The sequence below is a fragment of the Mesorhizobium sp. M0185 genome (assembly GCF_040322175.1).
Taxonomy (GTDB): Bacteria; Pseudomonadota; Alphaproteobacteria; order Rhizobiales; family Rhizobiaceae; genus Mesorhizobium.
In genome coordinates, this window is sequence record NZ_JAMYSY010000013.1 from 96,484 (window position 1) to 114,518 (window position 18,035).

An 18,035-nucleotide genomic window follows, 5' to 3' on the forward strand; every position below is an offset into this window, starting at 1 on the left:
GGAAGGCATTTCGTCATGCAGTCCGTGCATATCGTCAGCGCCTATGACGAGGAGCTGAAATATCTGTCGAAGCGCATCGCGGCGATGGGCGGGCATGCCGAGCGCATGGTCGAGCAGGCGGTCGCGGCGCTGGTCAATGCGGATCCGGGGCTTGCCCAGAAAGTCATTCGGGACGACCTGGTTCTGGATGAGGGACAGCGCGAGATCGACGACAAGGCGATCATCATCATCGCCAAACGCCAGCCGATGGCGACGGATCTGCGCGAGATCGTCGGCGCGATCCGCATCTCGGCTGACCTCGAACGGGTAGGCGACCTCGGCAAGAACGTCGCCAAGCGGGTGGTTGCCGTCGCAGACGGGCGCCAGCCGAACAGCCTGTTCCGCGGCCTCGAGGCTTTGGCCAATCTGGCACTGACCCAGCTCAAGGAAGTACTCGACGTCTATGCGTCGCGGTCGGTGGAGAAAATCGGTTTCGTGCGCGACCGCGACGACCAGATCGACGCCATGTACACCTCTCTGTTTCGCGAATTGCTGACCTACATGATGGAAGACCCACGCAACATCACGCCCTGCACACATCTCCTGTTTTGCGCCAAGAACATCGAGCGCATCGGCGACCACGCTACCAACATCGCCGAGACGATCTACTATATCGTCACCGGCGATCAGATGCCGGCCGATCGTCCGAAGGGCGACAAGACGGACAAGATTATTCTTCCCGCAACCCAACCAGCGAAGTGAGTTCTCTCAGCACTGATGCGAATTTCGGATTCGCCACCTGACAGAAAATTGCGCTAAGCTTTCGACGCGCCGACTTCTCAGTTCCGCGATGAAGGCCCCGCCTTCAGGAGGCTGCGATGGAATACGTCCGCGAGTTTGCTCCTGCGCCGCCGATGTCGGGTATAATCGCTTGCGGCGTCTATACGGCTGGGCGGCGCATCGCCGACATTCCGATCGAGGAAGCCGGCGAATGGGCCGGGAAGCCGGGCCACGTGGTCTGGATCGGACTGCTGGAGCCCGACCGCAATTTGTTGCTGCGCGTCCAGGCGCAATTCCATCTGCATGAGCTGGCGATCGAGGACGCCGAGCATCCGCACCAGCGACCGAAGATCGAGCAATATGGTGATGCCCTGTTCATCGTTGCCCGCACGGCACAGCTGATCGACAGCCGCGTCACCTTCGGCGAGACGCATCTGTTCGTCGGCGCGGGCTACATTGTCAGCGTCAGGCATGGCCCGTCGACCTCCTACGCCGCCGTTCGCCAGCATTGGGAAAGCTGCCCACATTCCCTTGCCAAGGGCGAGGATTTCGTCCTCTACGCCATTCTCGACTTCATCGTCGACAACTATATGCCGGTGCTTGAGCAGATCGAAAACGAGGTCGAGGCGATCGAGGACAAGGTTCTGCTGAAACCGATGACCGGCTCCGATATCGAACGGCTTTATATGCTGCGCCGCGATCTCTTGCGCCTGCGTAATGCGGCCCTGCCGCTGGTGGAGGTCTGCCGGCGGCTCACCAGCGCCGATCTGCCGCAAATCCACACAGCCATGCACCCGCTGTTTCGCGACGTCACCGACCACATCCGCACTGTCCAGGAAAAGATCGACAGCCTGCGTGAGGTTCTCGCCTTCGCCTTCGAGGCGAGCCTTCTGGTCGGTCAAAGCCAGGAGACGGCGATCTCCAAGAAGCTTGCCTCATGGGCCGCAATCTTGGCCGTGCCGACGGCATTCGCCGGCATTTACGGCATGAATTTCAGCGACATGCCGGAACTGAGGATGGAATATGGCTACCCGGCCGTCCTGGCGGCAATTGCCCTGATCTGCACGTTTCTTTACTGGCGGTTTCGCAAGAATGGGTGGCTTTGAAGCGAGGGCAGTAGGGCAGTAGGGCAGTAGGGCAGTAGGGCAGTAGGGCAGTAGGGCAGTAGGGCAGTAGGGCAGTAGGGCAGTAGGGCAGTAGGCTATCGCTTCGGGAGCGCGCTTCTCTACAATTCACCTACTGCCGTACTGCCTTACTCCCCTATTCCCCTAACTATCTGCTCCGCCGCCGCTCCGATGCCGGCTGGAACGCCACACGGGCGTGGTACTTGCAGTAGGGGCCGGTTTCGGCGGCGTCGTTGCCGCAGAAATGGAAGTCTTCCGAAAGCGGATCGCCGTTCGGCCATTTGCAAGTGCGCTCGTTGAGTTCGACAAGTTGCAGATGCCGCGAGATCGGCACCACGACGTTCTCGACCGGGCGGATATAGTGGCGCGCCACCGGTTCGGCATCGAACTGCGCCTTGAGCGCGGTCGCACCGATCGACATCGAGGTGGTGGCATGGCGTGTGGCGCTTGCTGCCCGGGACACCGATTTCTGGATCGTCGATCCCTGCACCGTCTTCTTCTGGCGTGCCGGTGAGGCGGTCGTGCGTCCGCGACCGGACAGTTTCAGCCGGTGCACTTTGCCGATGACCGCATTGCGGCTGACCCCGCCAAGCTGTGCGGCGATCTGGCTGGCGCTGAGGCCCTCCGACCACAATTTTCTGAGAAGTTCGACTCGCTCGTCAGTCCAGTTCATGAGACCGCGCTCCTGCTGAAACGTGCGGCAATCGGAATCCATTCCCGACCCGGCTTCTGCCGGGCAGACACCACATATATCGGGTGATTAGGTCCGCCGCACGAAATCTAGTTATTTCTCTACTACAATTACCTTATGCGCTGACTCGGTGACAAGAGTCCCAAGGCCAACACGAATCGGTTTTTTCGGTTTTCCCCAACTTGCCCGGTCGCTTATGAGCCGGCGTTATGCTGGGGGGCTTGCCGCGCGACCTTGCGCGACCTTTTCGTTGACTTCACGGCCGAAAAACACGATAAGCCACAAGGGCCGCCGCTTTGGCGGCTTTTTGATTTTTCCGGTTCCGGAGACGCATATAATGAGCGGTTCGGCGCTTTTCGAGACCTTTGTTCGCGCACCCCTGGCTTTCGACCATGGTGAAGGCACCTGGCTGGTCACCGACAAGGGCGAGCGATATCTCGATTTCGCCGGCGGCATCGCCGTGAATTCGTTGGGCTACAGCCATCCGCATCTGGTCGCGGCCCTCACCGAGCAGGCCGCCAAGCTCTGGCACGTCTCCAATCTGTACGAGATTCCGGGACAGAGCCGGCTCGGCGAGCGGCTGGCCGACGCAAGCTTCGCCGACAAGGTGTTCTTCACCAATTCCGGCGCAGAGGCGCTCGAATGCGCCATCAAGACGGCGCGGCGCTACCACTTCGTCAAGGGCCATCCCGAGCGCTACCGCACAATCACCTTCGAAGGCGCCTTCCACGGCCGCACCCTGGCGACCATCGCCGCCGGCGGCCAGTACAAGTATCTGGAAGGTTTCGGCCCCAAGGTCGACGGCTTCGACCAGGTCGGTTTCGACGATATGGATGCCGCCGAGAAGGCGATCACGCCTGAAACCGCGGCGATCCTGATCGAGCCGGTGCAAGGCGAGGGCGGCATCAGGCAAGTGCCGACGCAATCGCTGAAGCGGCTCAGGCAGCTCTGCGATCAGCACGGACTGCTCCTGATTTTCGACGAGGTCCAATGCGGCGTCGGCCGCACCGGAAAGCTGTTCGCGCATGAGTGGGCGGGTGTCACACCCGACCTCATGGCGGTGGCCAAAGGCATCGGCGGCGGCTTCCCGATGGGTGCCTGCCTCGCCACCGACGAGGCAGCGGTCGGCATGACCGCCGGCGTGCACGGCACCACCTTCGGCGGCAATCCGCTGGCAATGGCGGTCGGCAACGCCGTGCTCGACGTGGTGCTGGAAGACGGCTTTCTCGAAGACGTCCGGCGCAAGGCACTGCTGTTGAAGCAGGGGCTCGCTGGCGTCGCCGACGAATTTCCGGATGTTATCGAAAGCATCAAGGGTAACGGCCTGATGCTCGGGCTTAAATGCGCGATGCCCAACACCAAGGTCACGGTGGCACTGCGTGACCAGCATCTCTTGACGGTTCCGGCAGGCGACAACGTTATCCGCCTGCTACCGCCTCTCACCGTCACCGACGCCGAGATCCACGAAGCGCTCGAGCGCATTCGTGCCGGCGCCAAGAGCCTGGCGGATGCCATCGTCGCTGCCGCTGCGAAGTAATCCTGGAATTTCTGATGTCCCTTCGCCATTTCACCGATCTTTCCGCCGTTTCCGAAGGCGATCTGCGCTTCATGCTCGACGACGCAGCGGTGCGAAAGGCAAGGCTCAAGGCCGGCGAACACAGCAAGCCGCTCGAAGGCAAGGTGCTGGCGATGATCTTCGACAAGCCGTCGACGCGCACGCGCGTGTCGTTCGACGTCGGTATGCGGCAGTTGGGTGGCGAGACGATCATGCTGACCGGCACCGAGATGCAGCTTGGCCGTTCGGAGACCATTGCCGACACGGCCAAGGTGCTGTCGCGCTATGTCGATGCCATCATGATCCGCACCACCTCGCATGACCGGCTGCTGGAACTGACGGAAAACGCTACGGTCCCCGTCATCAACGGGCTGACCGACGAGACCCATCCCTGCCAGCTGATGGCCGACATCATGACCTTCGAAGAGCACCGCGGTCCGGTGGCCGGTAAAACGATCGCCTGGACCGGCGACGGCAACAACGTGCTGCATTCGCTGCTGGAGGCATCCGCGCGGTTCCATTTCAAGCTGAACGTCGCCGTGCCCGAGGGCAGCGAACCGGCCCAGAAGCATGTCGACTGGTCGAAAGCCAATGGCGGCAAGCTGAAATTCACCCGTTCGCCCGAGGAGGCCGTTCACGAGGCCGACTGCGTCGTCACCGACTGCTGGGTGTCGATGGGCCAGGAGCACCGTGCCCGCGGCCACAATGTCTTCCTGCCCTATCAGGTCAATGCGGCACTGATGGCGAAAGCCAAGCCGGACGCGCTGTTCATGCACTGTCTACCGGCGCATCGCGGTGAGGAGGTTACCGACGAGGTCATCGACGGACCGCATTCGGTGGTGTTCGATGAGGCCGAGAACCGGCTCCATGCCCAGAAGGCGGTCTTGGCCTGGTGCCTGGGCGCTTGATACGAGCCGCGGTGATCCGGGCCGGCCTGATCTGCGCCGCCTTGATCTGGGCCGCCTTGATCCGGGAGTTGGTGGTGCCTATCTCAGGCGCATCACGCAAATCGAGCGCGTCTCGTCGCATGCGCCCCGGAGGGCGGTATCGCCGCGCCCCGGAGCTTTGTCATGTTGGAAACTCATCAATTGGCTGAACATAAACCCAAGCTCGGCGAATTCGGCTACGCCGGCGACGACCATGTCGTGCCGTTCGAGGTCGGCCCGCTCGACGTGCGCGGTCGCACCGTCCAGCTCGGGCCGATGCTCGATGCTATTCTCAGCCGCCACGACTATCCCGAGCCGGTCGCCCGGCTCCTGGCTGAAGCCTGTGTGTTGACGGTATTGCTCGGAACTTCGCTGAAGTTCGAGGGCAAGTTCATTCTGCAGACCCGCACCGACGGGCCGGTCGACATGCTGGTCGCGGATTTCTCCACGCCGCACGCGCTGCGCGCTTATGCCCGCTTCGATGCCGACCGGCTGCAGGCTTTGACTTCTGCCGGCGAGACGTCACCGCAGACGCTGCTCGGCAGCGGCGTCCTGGCGCTGACCATCGACCAGGGCGCTCACACACAACGCTACCAGGGCATCGTCCAGCTCGACGGCGTCACACTGGAAGATGCCGCACGCACTTATTTCCGCCAGTCGGAGCAGATTCCGACCGACCTCCGGCTTTCGGTTGCCAAGCTTCTGACGCCCGGCGTCGGCGGTGCCCGCGAGCAATGGCGGGCCGGTGGCCTGCTGGCACAATTCCTGCCGCAGTCGGCGGAGCGCATGCGCGTACCCGACCTTCCCGGTGGCGACGGCGATCCGCGTGAGGAAATCCACGACCCGACCGACAATTCCTGGCAGGAGCTGCTGGCGCTGGTTGGTACTATTGAACCGACCGAGCTGATCGATCCGACGATCGGCGCCGAACGGCTGCTTTACCGGCTTTTCCACGAGCATGGCGTCCGCGTGTTCGGCGGGGTGCCGGTCGCCGACCAGTGCTCATGCTCGAGGGAGAAGATCCACGGCATTCTCGAAGGCTTTTCTGCCGAGGAGATCAGGGACAGCACCGAGGATGGCAGCATTCACGTCGCCTGCGAATTCTGCTCGAAGCAATATGACTTCGATCCGGCGGAGTTTGCAGCGGCCGGATGACGGCCGTCAATTGACGGTGCGCCGCATTCCCGGCAAGTCGAGCGAGAAGGCGGGGATGGCGACGTCGAACGTCTCGCCCCGCTTGTTGCGCATGGTGTAGTGCCCGACCATGATGCCGGACGGCGTCGAGAGCGGGCATCCAGACGTATACTGATAGCTGTCGCCGGGGTTGAGTCCGGGTTGCTCGCCGACGACCCCGGGGCCGCGCACTTCCTCGACCTTGCCGGTGCCGTCGGTAATGTGCCAGTAGCGCGACAGAAGCTGCACGAACTCATCCGACTGATTGTCGATGATCACCTGATATCCCCAGACATAGCGGTTTTGCGGCGGGTCGGAGTGATCCTCCAGATAGAACGGCCTGACCTGCACTTCGATGTTGCGGGTGACGGCGCTGTACATAAACTGCTCCAAAGCAATGTAGATGGAACTTTCGACGCTCAGCGCAGTTTGATCAACGATGCGCGTCATCTCCTTGCCCGACTCGAGCGCAGGTGCCGAAAAACAATGTCATTTAAGTGACACATGACAATGATGGTGTGCAGGCTTGTGCCGGGCGACTCAGCGTTCTGTCGAATTGTTGAAAACGGCCGTCATGCGGCCGGCACTTCTGGAGTGACCAGATCTCGATGGAACCGACATTCGCAGCCGCCCTCCTTTCCATAGCCATCCTTCTTTCAAATCTCGCCAGCATCCTGTTAGCTTCGCTGAAGCTGAAGCGACCAGCCAGGATCGCACCGCCCGCGGCCAACGCGCCGCCGGTATCGATCGTCATCCCGGCGCGCGGCGTCGAGGCATTTGCCGAAGAGACGCTGGAGCGCGCCTTCTCACTCGACTGGCCGCGCTACGAACTCATCTTCTGCGTTGCCCATGCCGACGATCCGGTGGTCAAGCCGATCACCGCCGCAATGGCGCGCTTTCCAGCTATTCGCGCCCGTCTTCTAGTCGGTGACGACCGCATCAGCGGCAATCCAAAACTCAACAATTGCGTGAAGGGTTGGGAAGCGGCGCATTATAGCTGGGTCATCCTTGCCGATTCCAACGTGCTTATGCCGAGCGACTACGTCCAGCACCTGATGGCGGCGTGGCGGCGCGACACCGGCCTCGTCTGCTCGACGCCGATCGGCTCGCGACCGGACGGCTTCTGGGGGGAGGTCGAATGCGCCTTTCTCAACACGCTGCAGGCACGCTGGCAGTACGCCGGAGAGGCGCTCGGCCTCGGCTTCGCGCAGGGCAAGAGCATGTTGTGGAATAAGCCGATGCTCGACGCCAATGGCGGCATCTGCGCGCTTGCTGCCGAGATCGCCGAAGACGCCGCCGCGACCAAGCTGGTCAACGGGCTCGGACTGCGGGTCAATCTTGTCGCCTCGCCCTTCGAACAGCCGCTCGGCCGGCGCACGTTTGGCGAGATCTGGTCGCGGCAGGCGCGCTGGGCGCGGCTGCGCCGCGTCACCTTCGCGCTGTTCTTCGCCCCCGAGATCCTGATCGGCGCAGCGCCGCCGCTGGTGCTTGCTCTGATCGCGGCGGCTGACGCCGGCGTCAGCCTGCCGGCAACCGCCATCGCCGTGCTGGTCGCGGCCTACCTGCCGGAATGCGCCTTGGCCTCGGCCAAGGGATGGCACCTGTCGCTGCGCACCATCCTGGCGATGATGGCGCGAGACCTGATGCTTCCCGCCATTTGGGCGCGCGGATGGCTGAGCGGCGCCGTCGACTGGCGCGGCAATGTGATGACTATCCAGACCAAGGCCGTCGCGGAGCTGAAAGAGACCCCGTCTGGCGCCTGATCGGCGCGTCCCCGCTCGCCTCTGTTCGGCCAGCCCTTATCCGGCAACTCTCAGTGCCTGCTCGATGTCTTCGAGCAGGTCGTCGGCGTCCTCAAGGCCGACTGACAGCCTGAGCGTTCCCGGTCCGATGCCGAGCTCGGCGCGGGCTTCATCGGTCAAGTTCTTGTGTGTAGTCGTCGCCGGATGGGTGATCAGACTCTTGGCGTCGCCGAGATTGTTGGAAATCAGCACGACGTCGAGTGCGTTCTGGAAGGCAAAGGCCGCCTGCTTGCCGCCCTTCACATCGAGGCAAATCAGCGTCGAGCCGCCCGACATCTGCTTCTTGACCACGGCCGCTTGCGGGTGGTCGGCGCGGCCGGGATAGATGACGCGGGCGATTTGCGGGCGCTCGGCCAGGAAATCCGCGATGCGGCCGGCACTTTCCGTCTGCTGGCGTACGCGCAGCGGCAGCGTCTCCAGGCCTTTCAGCAGCGTCCAGGCATTGAAGGGCGAGAGGCTCGGGCCGGTGTGACGGAAATAGTCATGCAGGTTCTCGTCGATCCATTTCTTGTCCGACAGAACGATGCCGCCAAGACAGCGCCCCTGGCCGTCAATATGCTTCGTGGCCGAATAGACGACGATATGGGCGCCGAGCTGCAGGGGTTTCTGCTGCAAGGGCGTGGCGAAGACATTGTCGACGATCAACCTGGCGCCGTTCGAATTGGCAAGTGCCGCGACGGCGGCAATGTCGACTACCTCCAGCGTTGGATTGGTAGGGCTTTCCAGGAAAAACAGTTTGGTGTTGGGCTTGACCGCCTTTTGCCAATTGGCGATGTCGGTGCCGTCGACCAGCGTTGCCTCAATGCCGTATTTCGGCGCCAGCGTCTCGACCACCCAGCGGCAGGAGCCGAACAGCGCGCGCGCCGCCACGATATGGTCGCCCGCCTTGGCGCTGCACAGCAGTGCTGCCGTCACCGCCGCCATGCCGGATGCCGTGGCGCGCGCGTCCTCGGCTCCTTCCAGCGCGCACATGCGTTTTTCAAACATGTCGACCGTCGGATTGGCATAGCGCGAATAGATGAAGCCCGGCTCCTCGCCCTTGAAGCGGGCCTCCGCCGCTTGCGCTGTCTCGTAGACATAGCCTTGGGTGAGATACATCGCCTCGGAGGTCTCGCCGAAGCCGGAACGCAGCGTCCCGGCATGCACGAGTGCGGTCTGAGGCTTCCAGTCGCGCTTCTTGGTCATCATTCCATCCAAACACCAAAATTGGTCCAAACAACAAAAAACCGGTCGCGAAAGTCGCAACCGGTCCTTATGGCCTTGCGGCCCGACGGTCCTTTAGCGACTTGTTTAACGTGGCTGCAAGCCGACCGGCCAAATCACCACGGGATAACGAGCTTTAGACCCGCGCCACGCTTGCGTCAATTGCCGGCATGATTAAGAGGGTTGTACCAAGCAGGTGCCAAAGGCGTCTACGGTCGGACCTGCGACAGAACAAGACCTCGCCCGGCGTTCGAACGGAGCCAGACCCTTGCGGCAGACAGGCATTCTTCCCGATCAGGATATTTCCACGCTGTTCCAGACGGGCGCGCTGAAATCGCCGCGCACGCTCGATGCCGATCAGATCCAGCCGGCCAGCCTTGACCTCAGGCTCGGCGACAAGGCCTGGCGGGTGCGCGCTTCCTTCTTGCCCGGCCCGGACCACAGGGTTGTCGACAAGCTCGACCGGCTGAAGCTGCACGAGATCAACCTCGCCGAAGGTGCCGTGCTGGAAACCGGCTGCGTCTACATCGTGCCGCTGCTCGAAAGCCTGGCGCTGCCCGCCCATATTTCCGCCTCCGCCAACCCGAAAAGCTCGACCGGACGGCTCGATATCTTCACCCGGGTAATGACCGACCGTGGCCACGAGTTCGACAAGATCGCCGCCGGCTATGAAGGCCCGCTCTATCTGGAGGTCAGCCCGCGCACTTTCCCGATCGTCGTGCGCACCGGCTCGCGGCTGTCGCAGATCAGGTTCCGCACCGGCAATGCGCTCTTGTCGGAAAGCGAGCTGCACGACCTGCACCGCGCCGAGATGCTGGTCGCCACCGAACCACCTAACATCTCAGGCGGCGGCATCGCGCTGTCGATCGACCTCGACGGCGACAAGGATGGGCTTGTCGGCTATCGCGGCAAGCACCACACCGGCTTGGTCGACGTCGACAAGCGCGCCGCGCAGGATGTCGTCGATTTCTGGGAGCCGCTCTACAAGAGCGGTGCCGGCGAGCTGGTGCTCGATCCGGACGAATTCTATATTCTGGTGTCGCGCGAGGCGGTGCATGTGCCGCCACTCTACGCCGCCGAAATGACGCCTTTCGACCCGCTGGTCGGCGAGTTCCGCGTCCATTATGCCGGTTTCTTCGACCCGGGTTTCGGCCATTCGGCGTCGGGCGGCACCGGCAGCCGGGCGGTGCTCGAGGTGCGTAGCCACGAAGTGCCGTTCATCCTCGACCATGGCCAGATCGTCGGACGGTTGGTCTACGAGCACATGCTGAAACGGCCGCGGGCGCTCTACGGCACAGATCTAGGCTCGAACTATCAGGCGCAGGGCCTGAAACTGTCCAAGCATTTCCGCGCCGCCCGCTGAGCTTGTTCGCAATTCCGTCAGCCGCGAAACAAATATTCTTTCGCGGCGCCAAGGCAGCCATGAAACTGACCGATAAAGAGCAGTTCTCGCACTGCCAATCGCTTCTTCCCCCAAAATCCTCTGGTTTGCTTCTCGTCGTCAAGTGAGGCGCTTGAGCTGGACTGCAAGGGGAACAACTGCTTGTCGATACATCCCAGCACATGGGCTCTGGCGGAGTCGATACCGCAGGCTCTGCCATTGTCGTTCAGTCTGTCAGCGCCGAGTGCGGACGTCATGCGATCCGCGTTGCGCATCAGAAAGCTCACTTGCGATTTCGAATAACCGGTGGCCAGAAGCCGGTTAGTCATCGACATCCGGGCTTCGCGATAGGATTTTGCGCTGCATTGTCCGGCGCTGTAAGCCGCCGGGGAGAAATAGGCGAGGAACAGGACTAAATTTACGACACAGTGCCAATCCGCAGGCCGTTCATTTTTCGCTCCTGAATTCTGTCACCAGTTTACAACGCCTTCACCGCCACCTTCACCGGCTGCTCGATTTCAAGCGGGTTGCGCAGCGGCAGGCCGAAATCCTGCGCCTCGATTTCGAATACGTCACCGGCCTCGGTCCTGATGCCGTCGGCGAAGGACAGCGTCGCCGTGCCGAACATGTGCACATGCACGTCGCCCGGCTGGCGGAAGGCCGAGTATTTGAAGTGGTGATGCTCGAGATTGCCAATGGTGTGCGACATGTTCGCCTCGCCCGACAGGAACGGCTTTTCCCAAAGCAGCTTGCCGTCTCGAAGGATGCGTGAAGCGCCGCGGATATCGGACGGCAGGTCGCCGATCAGGATCTCCGGCCCGAACGAGGCGTTGCGCAGCTTGGAATGGGCGAGGAAGAGGTAGTTCACGCGCTCCGTGACGTGGTCGGAAAATTCGTTCGACAGCGTAAAGCCGACACGGAACGGGGCGCCGTCGTCACCGATCACATAGATGCCGGCAATTTCCGGCTCCTCGCCGGCATCCTGAGCGAAGGCGGGCGACATAAGCGCCGCACCGGGCGCCACCGCCATGGTGCCGTTGCCCTTGTAGAACCATTCCGGCTGCACGCCGATCTGGCCTTTCGCCGGCTTGCCGCCCTCAAGCCCCATGCGGAACATCTTCATGGAATCGGTCAGCTGTTCCTCGCCGTCCGTGCTGAGCTTCTTGTGCATGGAATCGCGGGTCGCGGCGGAGCCGAGATGCGTCAGCCCGGTGCCGGTGAGATGGAGATGCGCCGGATCGGGATGGTTGATCGGCGACAGCAGCCGGCCCTTCTTGTAGGCTGCGTCGAGATCGACGGTTTCGCCGAAGCCTTTGCGCTCGATCAGGGCGACAAGCCCGCTGCCGGTACGCGCGGCTTCCATCGCCAGCGAATAGACGCTGCGGGCGCCGTTGATGACGCGGGTCTTGCCGCCGTTGCGGGCAACGACGCGGATCGTCTCGGCGTCGTCGAGGATTTGTGAGATCAGCATGGTAACCCTCTCTGAATTGTGGGCTGGCCTGCCCTTTCTCGGCAAACCCTACCCTGCGCGGCCCGGACCCTGTCCGCGCCTCGGTTGAAATTCTCGTCCGGATTGCGCTCGCGGATCAGGTCCCTCGGGGGACTTCTTTGCGCCGCCCGGCAGCGCCGCGATGTGACCCGTATGCCTCCTGGTTGCCTCTCAAGCCTTGTTCTTGTTGTAGACGTCAAAGACGACGGCGCCGAGCAGCACCAGGCCTTTGACCACCTGCTGCCAATCAACATTGACGCCCATGATCGACATGCCGTTGTTCATGACGCCCATGATGAAGCCGCCGACCACCGCGCCGATCACCTGGCCGACGCCGCCCATCGCCGAAGCGCCACCGATGAACACCGCGGCGATGACGTCGAGCTCGCTGCCGAGGCCGGCCGCCGGCACAGCCTGCCCCAGGCGCGCCGCGATAATCAGGCCGCCGAGTGCCGACAGCACGCCCATATTGATGAACACCATCAACGTCAGCCGTTCGGTCTTGATGCCCGATAGCTGGGCTGCCTTGGCATTGCCGCCCATCGCATAGATGCGACGGCCGATCGTCATGCGTTTGGTAACGAAGACGAACAACGCGATCAGCACGCCCATCACCATGAGAACGATCGGGAGGCCCCTATAGGTGGCGAATTGGTAGACGAGAAACAGCGCCAGCGCGCTGATCACCAGCGTCTTGACGACGAACAGCGAGAAGGGCTCGGCTTCGTAGCCATGCTTCTCGCGGGTGCGCCGTGCCCTGAGCCCGAAATAGGCATAGGCGAGCACGGCGACGAGGCCGATCACGATCGTCGTCAGGTGCAGCGTCAGGCCGCTGCCGACAATGGTTTTGCCGGCGGCGTTCACGGTTGGCGGTATCAGCGTCAATGGGCCGATCAGGTCCGGAATGAAGCCGGAACTGAGCGCCTTGAAGCCGACGGGAAGCGGCCCTACGGAAGACCCGCCACCCAGCAGCGCCTGGCAGATGCCGCGGAAGATCAGCATGCCCGCCAGCGTGACGATAAAGCTCGGTATTCGGTGATAGGCAATCCAGTAGCCTTGTGCCGCGCCGATCGCACCACCGACGATCAGGCAGATGATCGACACCACCAGCGGATTGCTCAATGGGCCAAGCGGCCAGATGACCATCATCATCGCCGCCAGTGCGCCGATGAAGCCGGCGACGGAGCCGACGCTGAGATCGATGTGACCCGAAACGATCACCAGAAGCATGCCCAGCGCCATCACGATGATAAAGCTGTTCTGCTGCACGAGATTGCTGAGGTTCACCGGCTTGAACAGCGTTCCGGACGTGGTGAACTGGAAGAACACCATGATTGCGATCAACGCCAGCACCAACCCGTATTCGCGCAGGTTGGTGACCAGCGCCGAGACGGCAATGCGAGGTCCCTGTTGTAGATCCTGGGCAACGCCGGTCTGCGGCCCGGGAGCGCTTTCGGTGCTCATGATGCTTTTCCTTCTCCGCGGACGATGGCGCGCATTATCTTTTCCTGGCTGGCGTCGCTTGCCGCCATTTCGCCGACGATGCGTCCTTCGTTCATGACGTAGATGCGGTCGGTGATGCCGAGCAGTTCGGGCATTTCCGACGAGATGACGATGATTGCCTTACCCTCGGAGGCGAGACGCGCGATGATCGTATAGATTTCATACTTGGCGCCGACGTCGATACCGCGTGTCGGCTCGTCGAGGATCAGCACTTCCGGATTGGCGAACAGCCATTTCGATAGCACCACCTTCTGCTGATTGCCGCCAGAAAGGTTGCCGGTCATCTGGTAGACGCTCGAGGCGCGGATATTGGTCCTGCCGCGATAATCATTGGCGACCGAAAGCTCGCGCAAATCGTCGATCACGCCGTGGCGCGACACGCCGGGCAGGTTGGCGAGTGTGATGTTGTGCTTGATATGATCGATCAGGTTGAGCCCGTAGGTCTTGCGGTCCTCGGTAACGTAGGCGATGCCGTGTTCCACGGCCTTGCTCACCGAGGAGACATCGATCGGCTTGCCGTCAAGGAACACCTCGCCGGTGATGCGGCGGCCATAGGACCGGCCGAACAGGCTCATGGCAAACTCGGTCCGGCCGGCGCCCATCAGCCCGGCAATGCCGACCACCTCGCCCTTCCGAGCGTTGAGGCTGATGCCCTTGATGACCTGCCGCTCGGCATGGAGGGGGTGGTAGACCGACCAGTTCTTCACTTCGAGCACGGTCTCGCCGATCTTCGGCTCGCGCGGCGGATAGCGGTCGTCGAGCGAGCGGCCGACCATCGAGGTGATGATGCGGTCCTCCGAGATGTCCTTCTTGGCCAGCGTCTCGATGGTCCGCCCGTCGCGGATGATGGTTACCTTGTCGGCGACCCGGTTCACCTCGTTGAGCTTGTGCGAGATCAGGATCGAAGTGATGCCCTGCCGCTTGAATTCGAGCAGCAGATCGAGCAGCGCCTGGCTGTCCTTTTCGGACAGGCTCGCCGTCGGCTCGTCGAGAATGAGCAGCTTCACTTCCTTGCTGAGCGCCTTGGCGATCTCGACCAGCTGCTGCTTGCCGACGCCGATATTGGTGATCAGCGTGTTGGGGTCTTCCTTGAGGCCGACCTTCTTGAGCAGGGCGCTGGTGCGCGCCTCATTGGCATTCCAGTCGATGACGCCGTATCTGGCGTGCTCGTTGCCGAGAAAGATGTTTTCGGCGATCGACAGCATCGGCACCAGCGCAAGCTCCTGGTGGATGATGACGATGCCCTTGCGCTCGCTGTCATGGATGCCTTTGAAATGGCACTCATCGCCGCGATAGATGATCTGGCCGTCATAGGTGCCGGACGGATACACACCCGACAGCACCTTCATCAGCGTCGACTTGCCGGCGCCGTTCTCGCCGACCACGGCATGGATCTCGCCTTCCTCGACCATGAGCTTGACGTTCGACAGCGCCTTGACGCCGGGAAACGTCTTGGTGATGTCGCGCATCTCCAAAATCGTCGATGCCATTGAGAATACCACTCCTGCGAGGTCCGCAAACAATACCGGGCTGGCTCGCCAACGAAAAGGGGCCCTGTCTGCGCAGGACCCCAGGCTTTGTAACCGCGATTACTTCAGCTCTTCGGCCTTGATGTAGCCGGAGTCGACCACCAGCGCCTGATAGTTCGACTTGTCGACATCATGCGGCGTCAACAGGATCGAGGGAACCACCTTGACGTCGTTGTTGTAGGTCGTGGTGTCGAGGCCTTCCGGCTTGCCGCCAGAGAGCACCTTGTCGACGAGATCGACCGTCGCCTTGGCGAGTTCGCGGGTGTCCTTGAACACGGTCGAATACTGCTCGCCGGCGATGATCGCCTTGACCGAAGCGGTCTCGGCGTCCTGTCCGGTGACGATCGGCCATGGCTGATCGGCGGTGCCGTAGCCCACGGCGCGCAGCGAAGCGATGATGCCGCGCGACAGGCCGTCATAGGGCGAGAGCACGCCATCGACGCGGCTGCCGTCCGAGTAGTTGGCGGAGAGCAGATTGTCCATGCGGGCCTGGGCGGTTGCCGCCAGCCAGCGCAGCGTGCCGACCTTGTCCATGCCCATCTGGCCGGACTTCACGACGAGGGTCTTGTCGTCGATCAGCGGCTGAAGAACCGACATGGCGCCGTTATAGAAGAAGAACGCATTGTTGTCGTCCGGCGAACCGCCGAACAGCTCGATGTTGAACGGGCCCTTCTTCTCGGGATAACCGAGACCCTTGAGCAGCGATTTGGCCTGGATGACGCCGACGCCGAAATTATCGAAGGTGGTGTAGTAGTCGACATTTGGCGTCTTCTTGATCAGGCGGTCGTAAGCGACGACGACAACGCCGGCGTCATTCGCCTTCTGCAGCGCATCGCCCATCGTGGTGCCGTCGATCGAAGCGATGATCAGCGCCTTCGGGCCCTTGGTGATTTCGTTTTCCAGCTGGCTGAGCTGGTTCGGAATGTCGTCCTGCGCGTACTGCAGGTCGACAGTGTAGCCCAGAGCCTCGAGCTGGGACTTGACGGCGTCGCCGTCGTTGATCCAGCGCTGCGAGGTCTTGGTGGGCATCAGCACGCCGATCAGGCCTTCGCCCGCCTGCGCCGGCAGCGTCATGGCCGCGATGCCTAGGGCCGCGACGGCGGCCAGTGTCTTGATAATCTTCACATTAACTCTCCCTGGTTGATGGACGCGTACCCTTGGGTTTCGTGGGCCGCGCAATCGTGCAGGAGCGCCAAACGCGCCGCTGCCGTCAATCGATCTCCGGTATCCTCCCAATCGGCCCCGAGACTCTGGTTTCAATCGATACGAGTTTTCCCTCGTCACCGACCGTCAAAGCCTCAGGACGCGCGAAGGGTGTGTCGCTTTGCCATAACTGTCAAATGCGATCTTTGATGGTTGCTATATCGAGACTGATATGGCTTAGGCTAGTGACGACGCTCCCGGATCCAGCCAGGGCGCCGGGCGTAAGAGTAGGGAAGAATCATGGCGGCGCTGCGAAATCCTGACGGAATATCAGCCAGTTACGATGAAATCCCGGGTGATGGCGGAACCTTGCTGCGCAGCGGCTTGAGCCTGCGTCACATGCGCATGATCGCAGCCCTCGACGAGCACGGCCGTGTGAGCGCCGCGGCCCAGGTCATGAACATCTCGCAGCCGGCGGCCTCGCGCATGATCGCCGAGATGGAGGCCGTGCTCGACGTCAAGCTCTGCGAAAGGCTGCCGCGCGGCATCACGCTGACACCCTATGGCAAGGCGTTGGCACGGCGCGCGCGATCGATCCTGCTCGAGATGCGCGAGGTCGACCGCGAGATTTTCGAGCTCAAGGCGGGCAAGGGCGGCTCGGTATTCCTGGGCGCGGTGACAGCACCGGCGATCGAGCTGGCGGTGCCGGCGATCCGCGAGATCCGGCGCCTTTATCCGCGCATCGAAATCACCATGCAGGTCGAGACCTCGAACGTCCTGGCGCGCGAGCTGATCGCCTCGCGCCACGATTTCATCATCGCCCGTATCCCCGACGACCTCAATCCGCGGCTGTTCGAAGCGCGCGTCATCGGCGTCGAGAAAGCCTGCCTGATCGTGCGCCGCGGCCACCCGCTGACCAAGGGCAAGGCGGTGCGGCTGGAAGACACCGCCGCCTATGACTGGGTTTTCCAGTCGGGCGGCTCGCCGCTGCGCCAGGCGATGGAAAGCAACTTTTTGAACCGCAACATCGCGCTGCCGGACCGCATCCTCAACACCAGCTCGCTGCTATTGACTCTGGTCATGGTCGCGCAATCCGACGCCATTGCGCCGGTTTCGATCCAGGTCGCGAAGTTCATCCAGAACCCCGAAGGCCTGGCCGGCGCCATCGATGTTGTCCAGACTGAATTCGACATCGAGGTCAGGCCCTACAGCCTGATCACGGTGAAGAACCGCGCGCTGTCACCGGCAGCCAAGATGCTGCACGACTTTATTCTGCGGGAGGTGGGATAGGGGCTGGAGCGGCAAGCGGAGCGCATCCCGTGGCCGGCCAGACGACCAGACAGGCCCGCCAGCAGCGGCGCCGATGCACGTCGGCCACTACTGCCTGATGCTCAAAAAAGGCCCGCCAGCAGAAGCCAGCGGACCAAGGGTAGACTTTCCGGTTGGGGTCATTCGAGGCCCCGCCGACCCTCAATGTGAGATATTCCACGAACTGGCACATCGGCCAAACAGATGAAAGACGGCCAGCCCGGGCTGTAAAACTGCCTATAAATCCGCTGGTTTTCAGCTTGGCCAGAACAAGTGCAATGCACCGGGGGCAAAAGCTGGAGCGGGTAGCGGGAATCGAACCCGCGCGTTCAGCTTGGGAAGCTGACAAGCTACCATTACATCATACCCGCGCTGGTTCCTCCGATATCATGGCCGGGCGCCGATGCGCAATCCGGTTTGAGGGCTCGGCTTGATGCCGGACGACCAAC

At 62.3% G+C, this 18,035-nt stretch carries 16 protein-coding genes, 1 tRNA gene and 1 riboswitch; of the genes, 8 read left to right on the plus strand and 9 right to left on the minus strand.

The window, feature by feature from the left end; genetic code table 11:
- The first annotated feature begins 15 nt into the window (after positions 1 to 15).
- Positions 16 to 741, plus strand: a complete 726-nt coding sequence (phoU, locus tag NKJ20_RS13215; RefSeq protein ID WP_023677346.1) for a phosphate signaling complex protein PhoU — start codon at positions 16 to 18, stop codon at positions 739 to 741.
- Between the two features lie 116 nt (positions 742 to 857).
- A complete protein-coding gene (locus NKJ20_RS13220; RefSeq protein ID WP_023677347.1) occupies positions 858 to 1,865 on the plus strand; it encodes a magnesium and cobalt transport protein CorA in 1,008 nt (335 codons plus the stop codon).
- Positions 1,866 to 2,031: 166 nt separating this feature from the next.
- On the opposite strand, the gene NKJ20_RS13225 is transcribed toward NKJ20_RS13220, so the two are convergent.
- Positions 2,032 to 2,556 carry a GcrA family cell cycle regulator gene (locus NKJ20_RS13225; RefSeq protein WP_023677348.1) on the minus strand — a complete coding sequence of 175 codons (525 nt, stop codon included), beginning with the start codon at positions 2,554 to 2,556 and terminating at the stop codon, positions 2,032 to 2,034.
- Positions 2,557 to 2,911: 355 nt separating this feature from the next.
- Here NKJ20_RS13225 and NKJ20_RS13230 point away from each other — a divergent pair, with 355 nt between their 5' ends.
- The 3 genes from NKJ20_RS13230 to NKJ20_RS13240 all read left to right on the plus strand — a co-directional run bounded on the left by NKJ20_RS13230 (position 2,912) and on the right by NKJ20_RS13240 (position 6,210).
- Entirely contained in the window at positions 2,912 to 4,111 is a 1,200-nt protein-coding gene (locus NKJ20_RS13230; protein WP_352744474.1) for an aspartate aminotransferase family protein, read from the plus strand.
- A gap of 14 nt (positions 4,112 to 4,125) precedes the next feature.
- Positions 4,126 to 5,037, plus strand: coding sequence for an ornithine carbamoyltransferase (gene argF, locus NKJ20_RS13235; protein WP_352744477.1), 912 nt, complete (start codon positions 4,126 to 4,128; stop codon positions 5,035 to 5,037).
- Between the two features lie 162 nt (positions 5,038 to 5,199).
- Positions 5,200 to 6,210 (plus strand): Hsp33 family molecular chaperone, encoded by a 1,011-nt coding sequence (locus NKJ20_RS13240; RefSeq protein ID WP_023677351.1) that lies wholly within the window; start codon positions 5,200 to 5,202, stop codon positions 6,208 to 6,210.
- Positions 6,211 to 6,216: 6 nt separating this feature from the next.
- Here NKJ20_RS13240 and apaG read toward each other — a convergent pair whose 3' ends face one another.
- Entirely contained in the window at positions 6,217 to 6,609 is a 393-nt protein-coding gene (gene apaG / locus NKJ20_RS13245; protein WP_352744534.1) for a Co2+/Mg2+ efflux facilitator ApaG/CorD, read from the minus strand.
- 227 nt (positions 6,610 to 6,836) lie between these two features.
- On the opposite strand from apaG, the gene NKJ20_RS13250 reads away from it, so the two are divergent.
- Positions 6,837 to 7,991, plus strand: coding sequence for a glycosyltransferase (locus tag NKJ20_RS13250; protein WP_352744480.1), 1,155 nt, complete (start codon positions 6,837 to 6,839; stop codon positions 7,989 to 7,991).
- 36 nt (positions 7,992 to 8,027) lie between these two features.
- Here the strand turns inward: NKJ20_RS13250 and NKJ20_RS13255 are convergent, their stop codons facing one another.
- On the minus strand, positions 8,028 to 9,218 hold the full coding sequence (locus NKJ20_RS13255) for an O-succinylhomoserine sulfhydrylase (protein WP_352744482.1): 1,191 nt from the start codon (positions 9,216 to 9,218) through the stop codon (positions 8,028 to 8,030).
- A 70-nt stretch (positions 9,219 to 9,288) separates the two neighbouring features.
- Positions 9,289 to 9,366, minus strand: a riboswitch (SAM riboswitch).
- A gap of 135 nt (positions 9,367 to 9,501) precedes the next feature.
- On the opposite strand from NKJ20_RS13255, the gene NKJ20_RS13260 reads away from it, so the two are divergent.
- Positions 9,502 to 10,596 (plus strand): 2'-deoxycytidine 5'-triphosphate deaminase, encoded by a 1,095-nt coding sequence (locus tag NKJ20_RS13260; RefSeq protein WP_352744484.1) that lies wholly within the window; start codon positions 9,502 to 9,504, stop codon positions 10,594 to 10,596.
- A 17-nt stretch (positions 10,597 to 10,613) separates the two neighbouring features.
- Here the strand turns inward: NKJ20_RS13260 and NKJ20_RS13265 are convergent, their stop codons facing one another.
- The 5 genes from NKJ20_RS13265 to chvE all read right to left on the minus strand — a co-directional run bounded on the left by NKJ20_RS13265 (position 10,614) and on the right by chvE (position 16,260).
- Positions 10,614 to 10,949 carry a hypothetical protein gene (locus NKJ20_RS13265; protein ID WP_352744486.1) on the minus strand — a complete coding sequence of 112 codons (336 nt, stop codon included), beginning with the start codon at positions 10,947 to 10,949 and terminating at the stop codon, positions 10,614 to 10,616.
- Positions 10,950 to 11,092: 143 nt separating this feature from the next.
- Positions 11,093 to 12,085, minus strand: coding sequence for an AraD1 family protein (gene araD1, locus NKJ20_RS13270; RefSeq protein WP_352457733.1), 993 nt, complete (start codon positions 12,083 to 12,085; stop codon positions 11,093 to 11,095).
- Positions 12,086 to 12,274: 189 nt separating this feature from the next.
- Entirely contained in the window at positions 12,275 to 13,567 is a 1,293-nt protein-coding gene (mmsB, locus tag NKJ20_RS13275; protein ID WP_292659525.1) for a multiple monosaccharide ABC transporter permease, read from the minus strand.
- The gene (gene mmsA / locus NKJ20_RS13280; RefSeq protein ID WP_352457734.1) at positions 13,564 to 15,096 is read right to left on the minus strand and encodes a multiple monosaccharide ABC transporter ATP-binding protein; all 1,533 of its coding nucleotides are present in this window, start codon (positions 15,094 to 15,096) and stop codon (positions 13,564 to 13,566) included. The genes mmsB and mmsA overlap by 4 nt, the downstream gene beginning before the upstream one ends.
- Positions 15,097 to 15,195: 99 nt before the next feature.
- Complete coding sequence (gene chvE / locus NKJ20_RS13285; RefSeq protein ID WP_352744488.1) at positions 15,196 to 16,260, minus strand: multiple monosaccharide ABC transporter substrate-binding protein; 1,065 nt, start codon at positions 16,258 to 16,260, stop codon at positions 15,196 to 15,198.
- A gap of 318 nt (positions 16,261 to 16,578) precedes the next feature.
- On the opposite strand from chvE, the gene NKJ20_RS13290 reads away from it, so the two are divergent.
- Positions 16,579 to 17,568: a LysR family transcriptional regulator gene (locus NKJ20_RS13290; protein WP_352448650.1), complete on the plus strand. Its 990-nt coding sequence runs from the start codon at positions 16,579 to 16,581 to the stop codon at positions 17,566 to 17,568.
- Positions 17,569 to 17,883: 315 nt separating this feature from the next.
- On the opposite strand, the gene NKJ20_RS13295 is transcribed toward NKJ20_RS13290, so the two are convergent.
- A tRNA-Gly gene (locus tag NKJ20_RS13295) sits at positions 17,884 to 17,957 on the minus strand.
- Positions 17,958 to 18,035 lie beyond the last annotated feature (78 nt).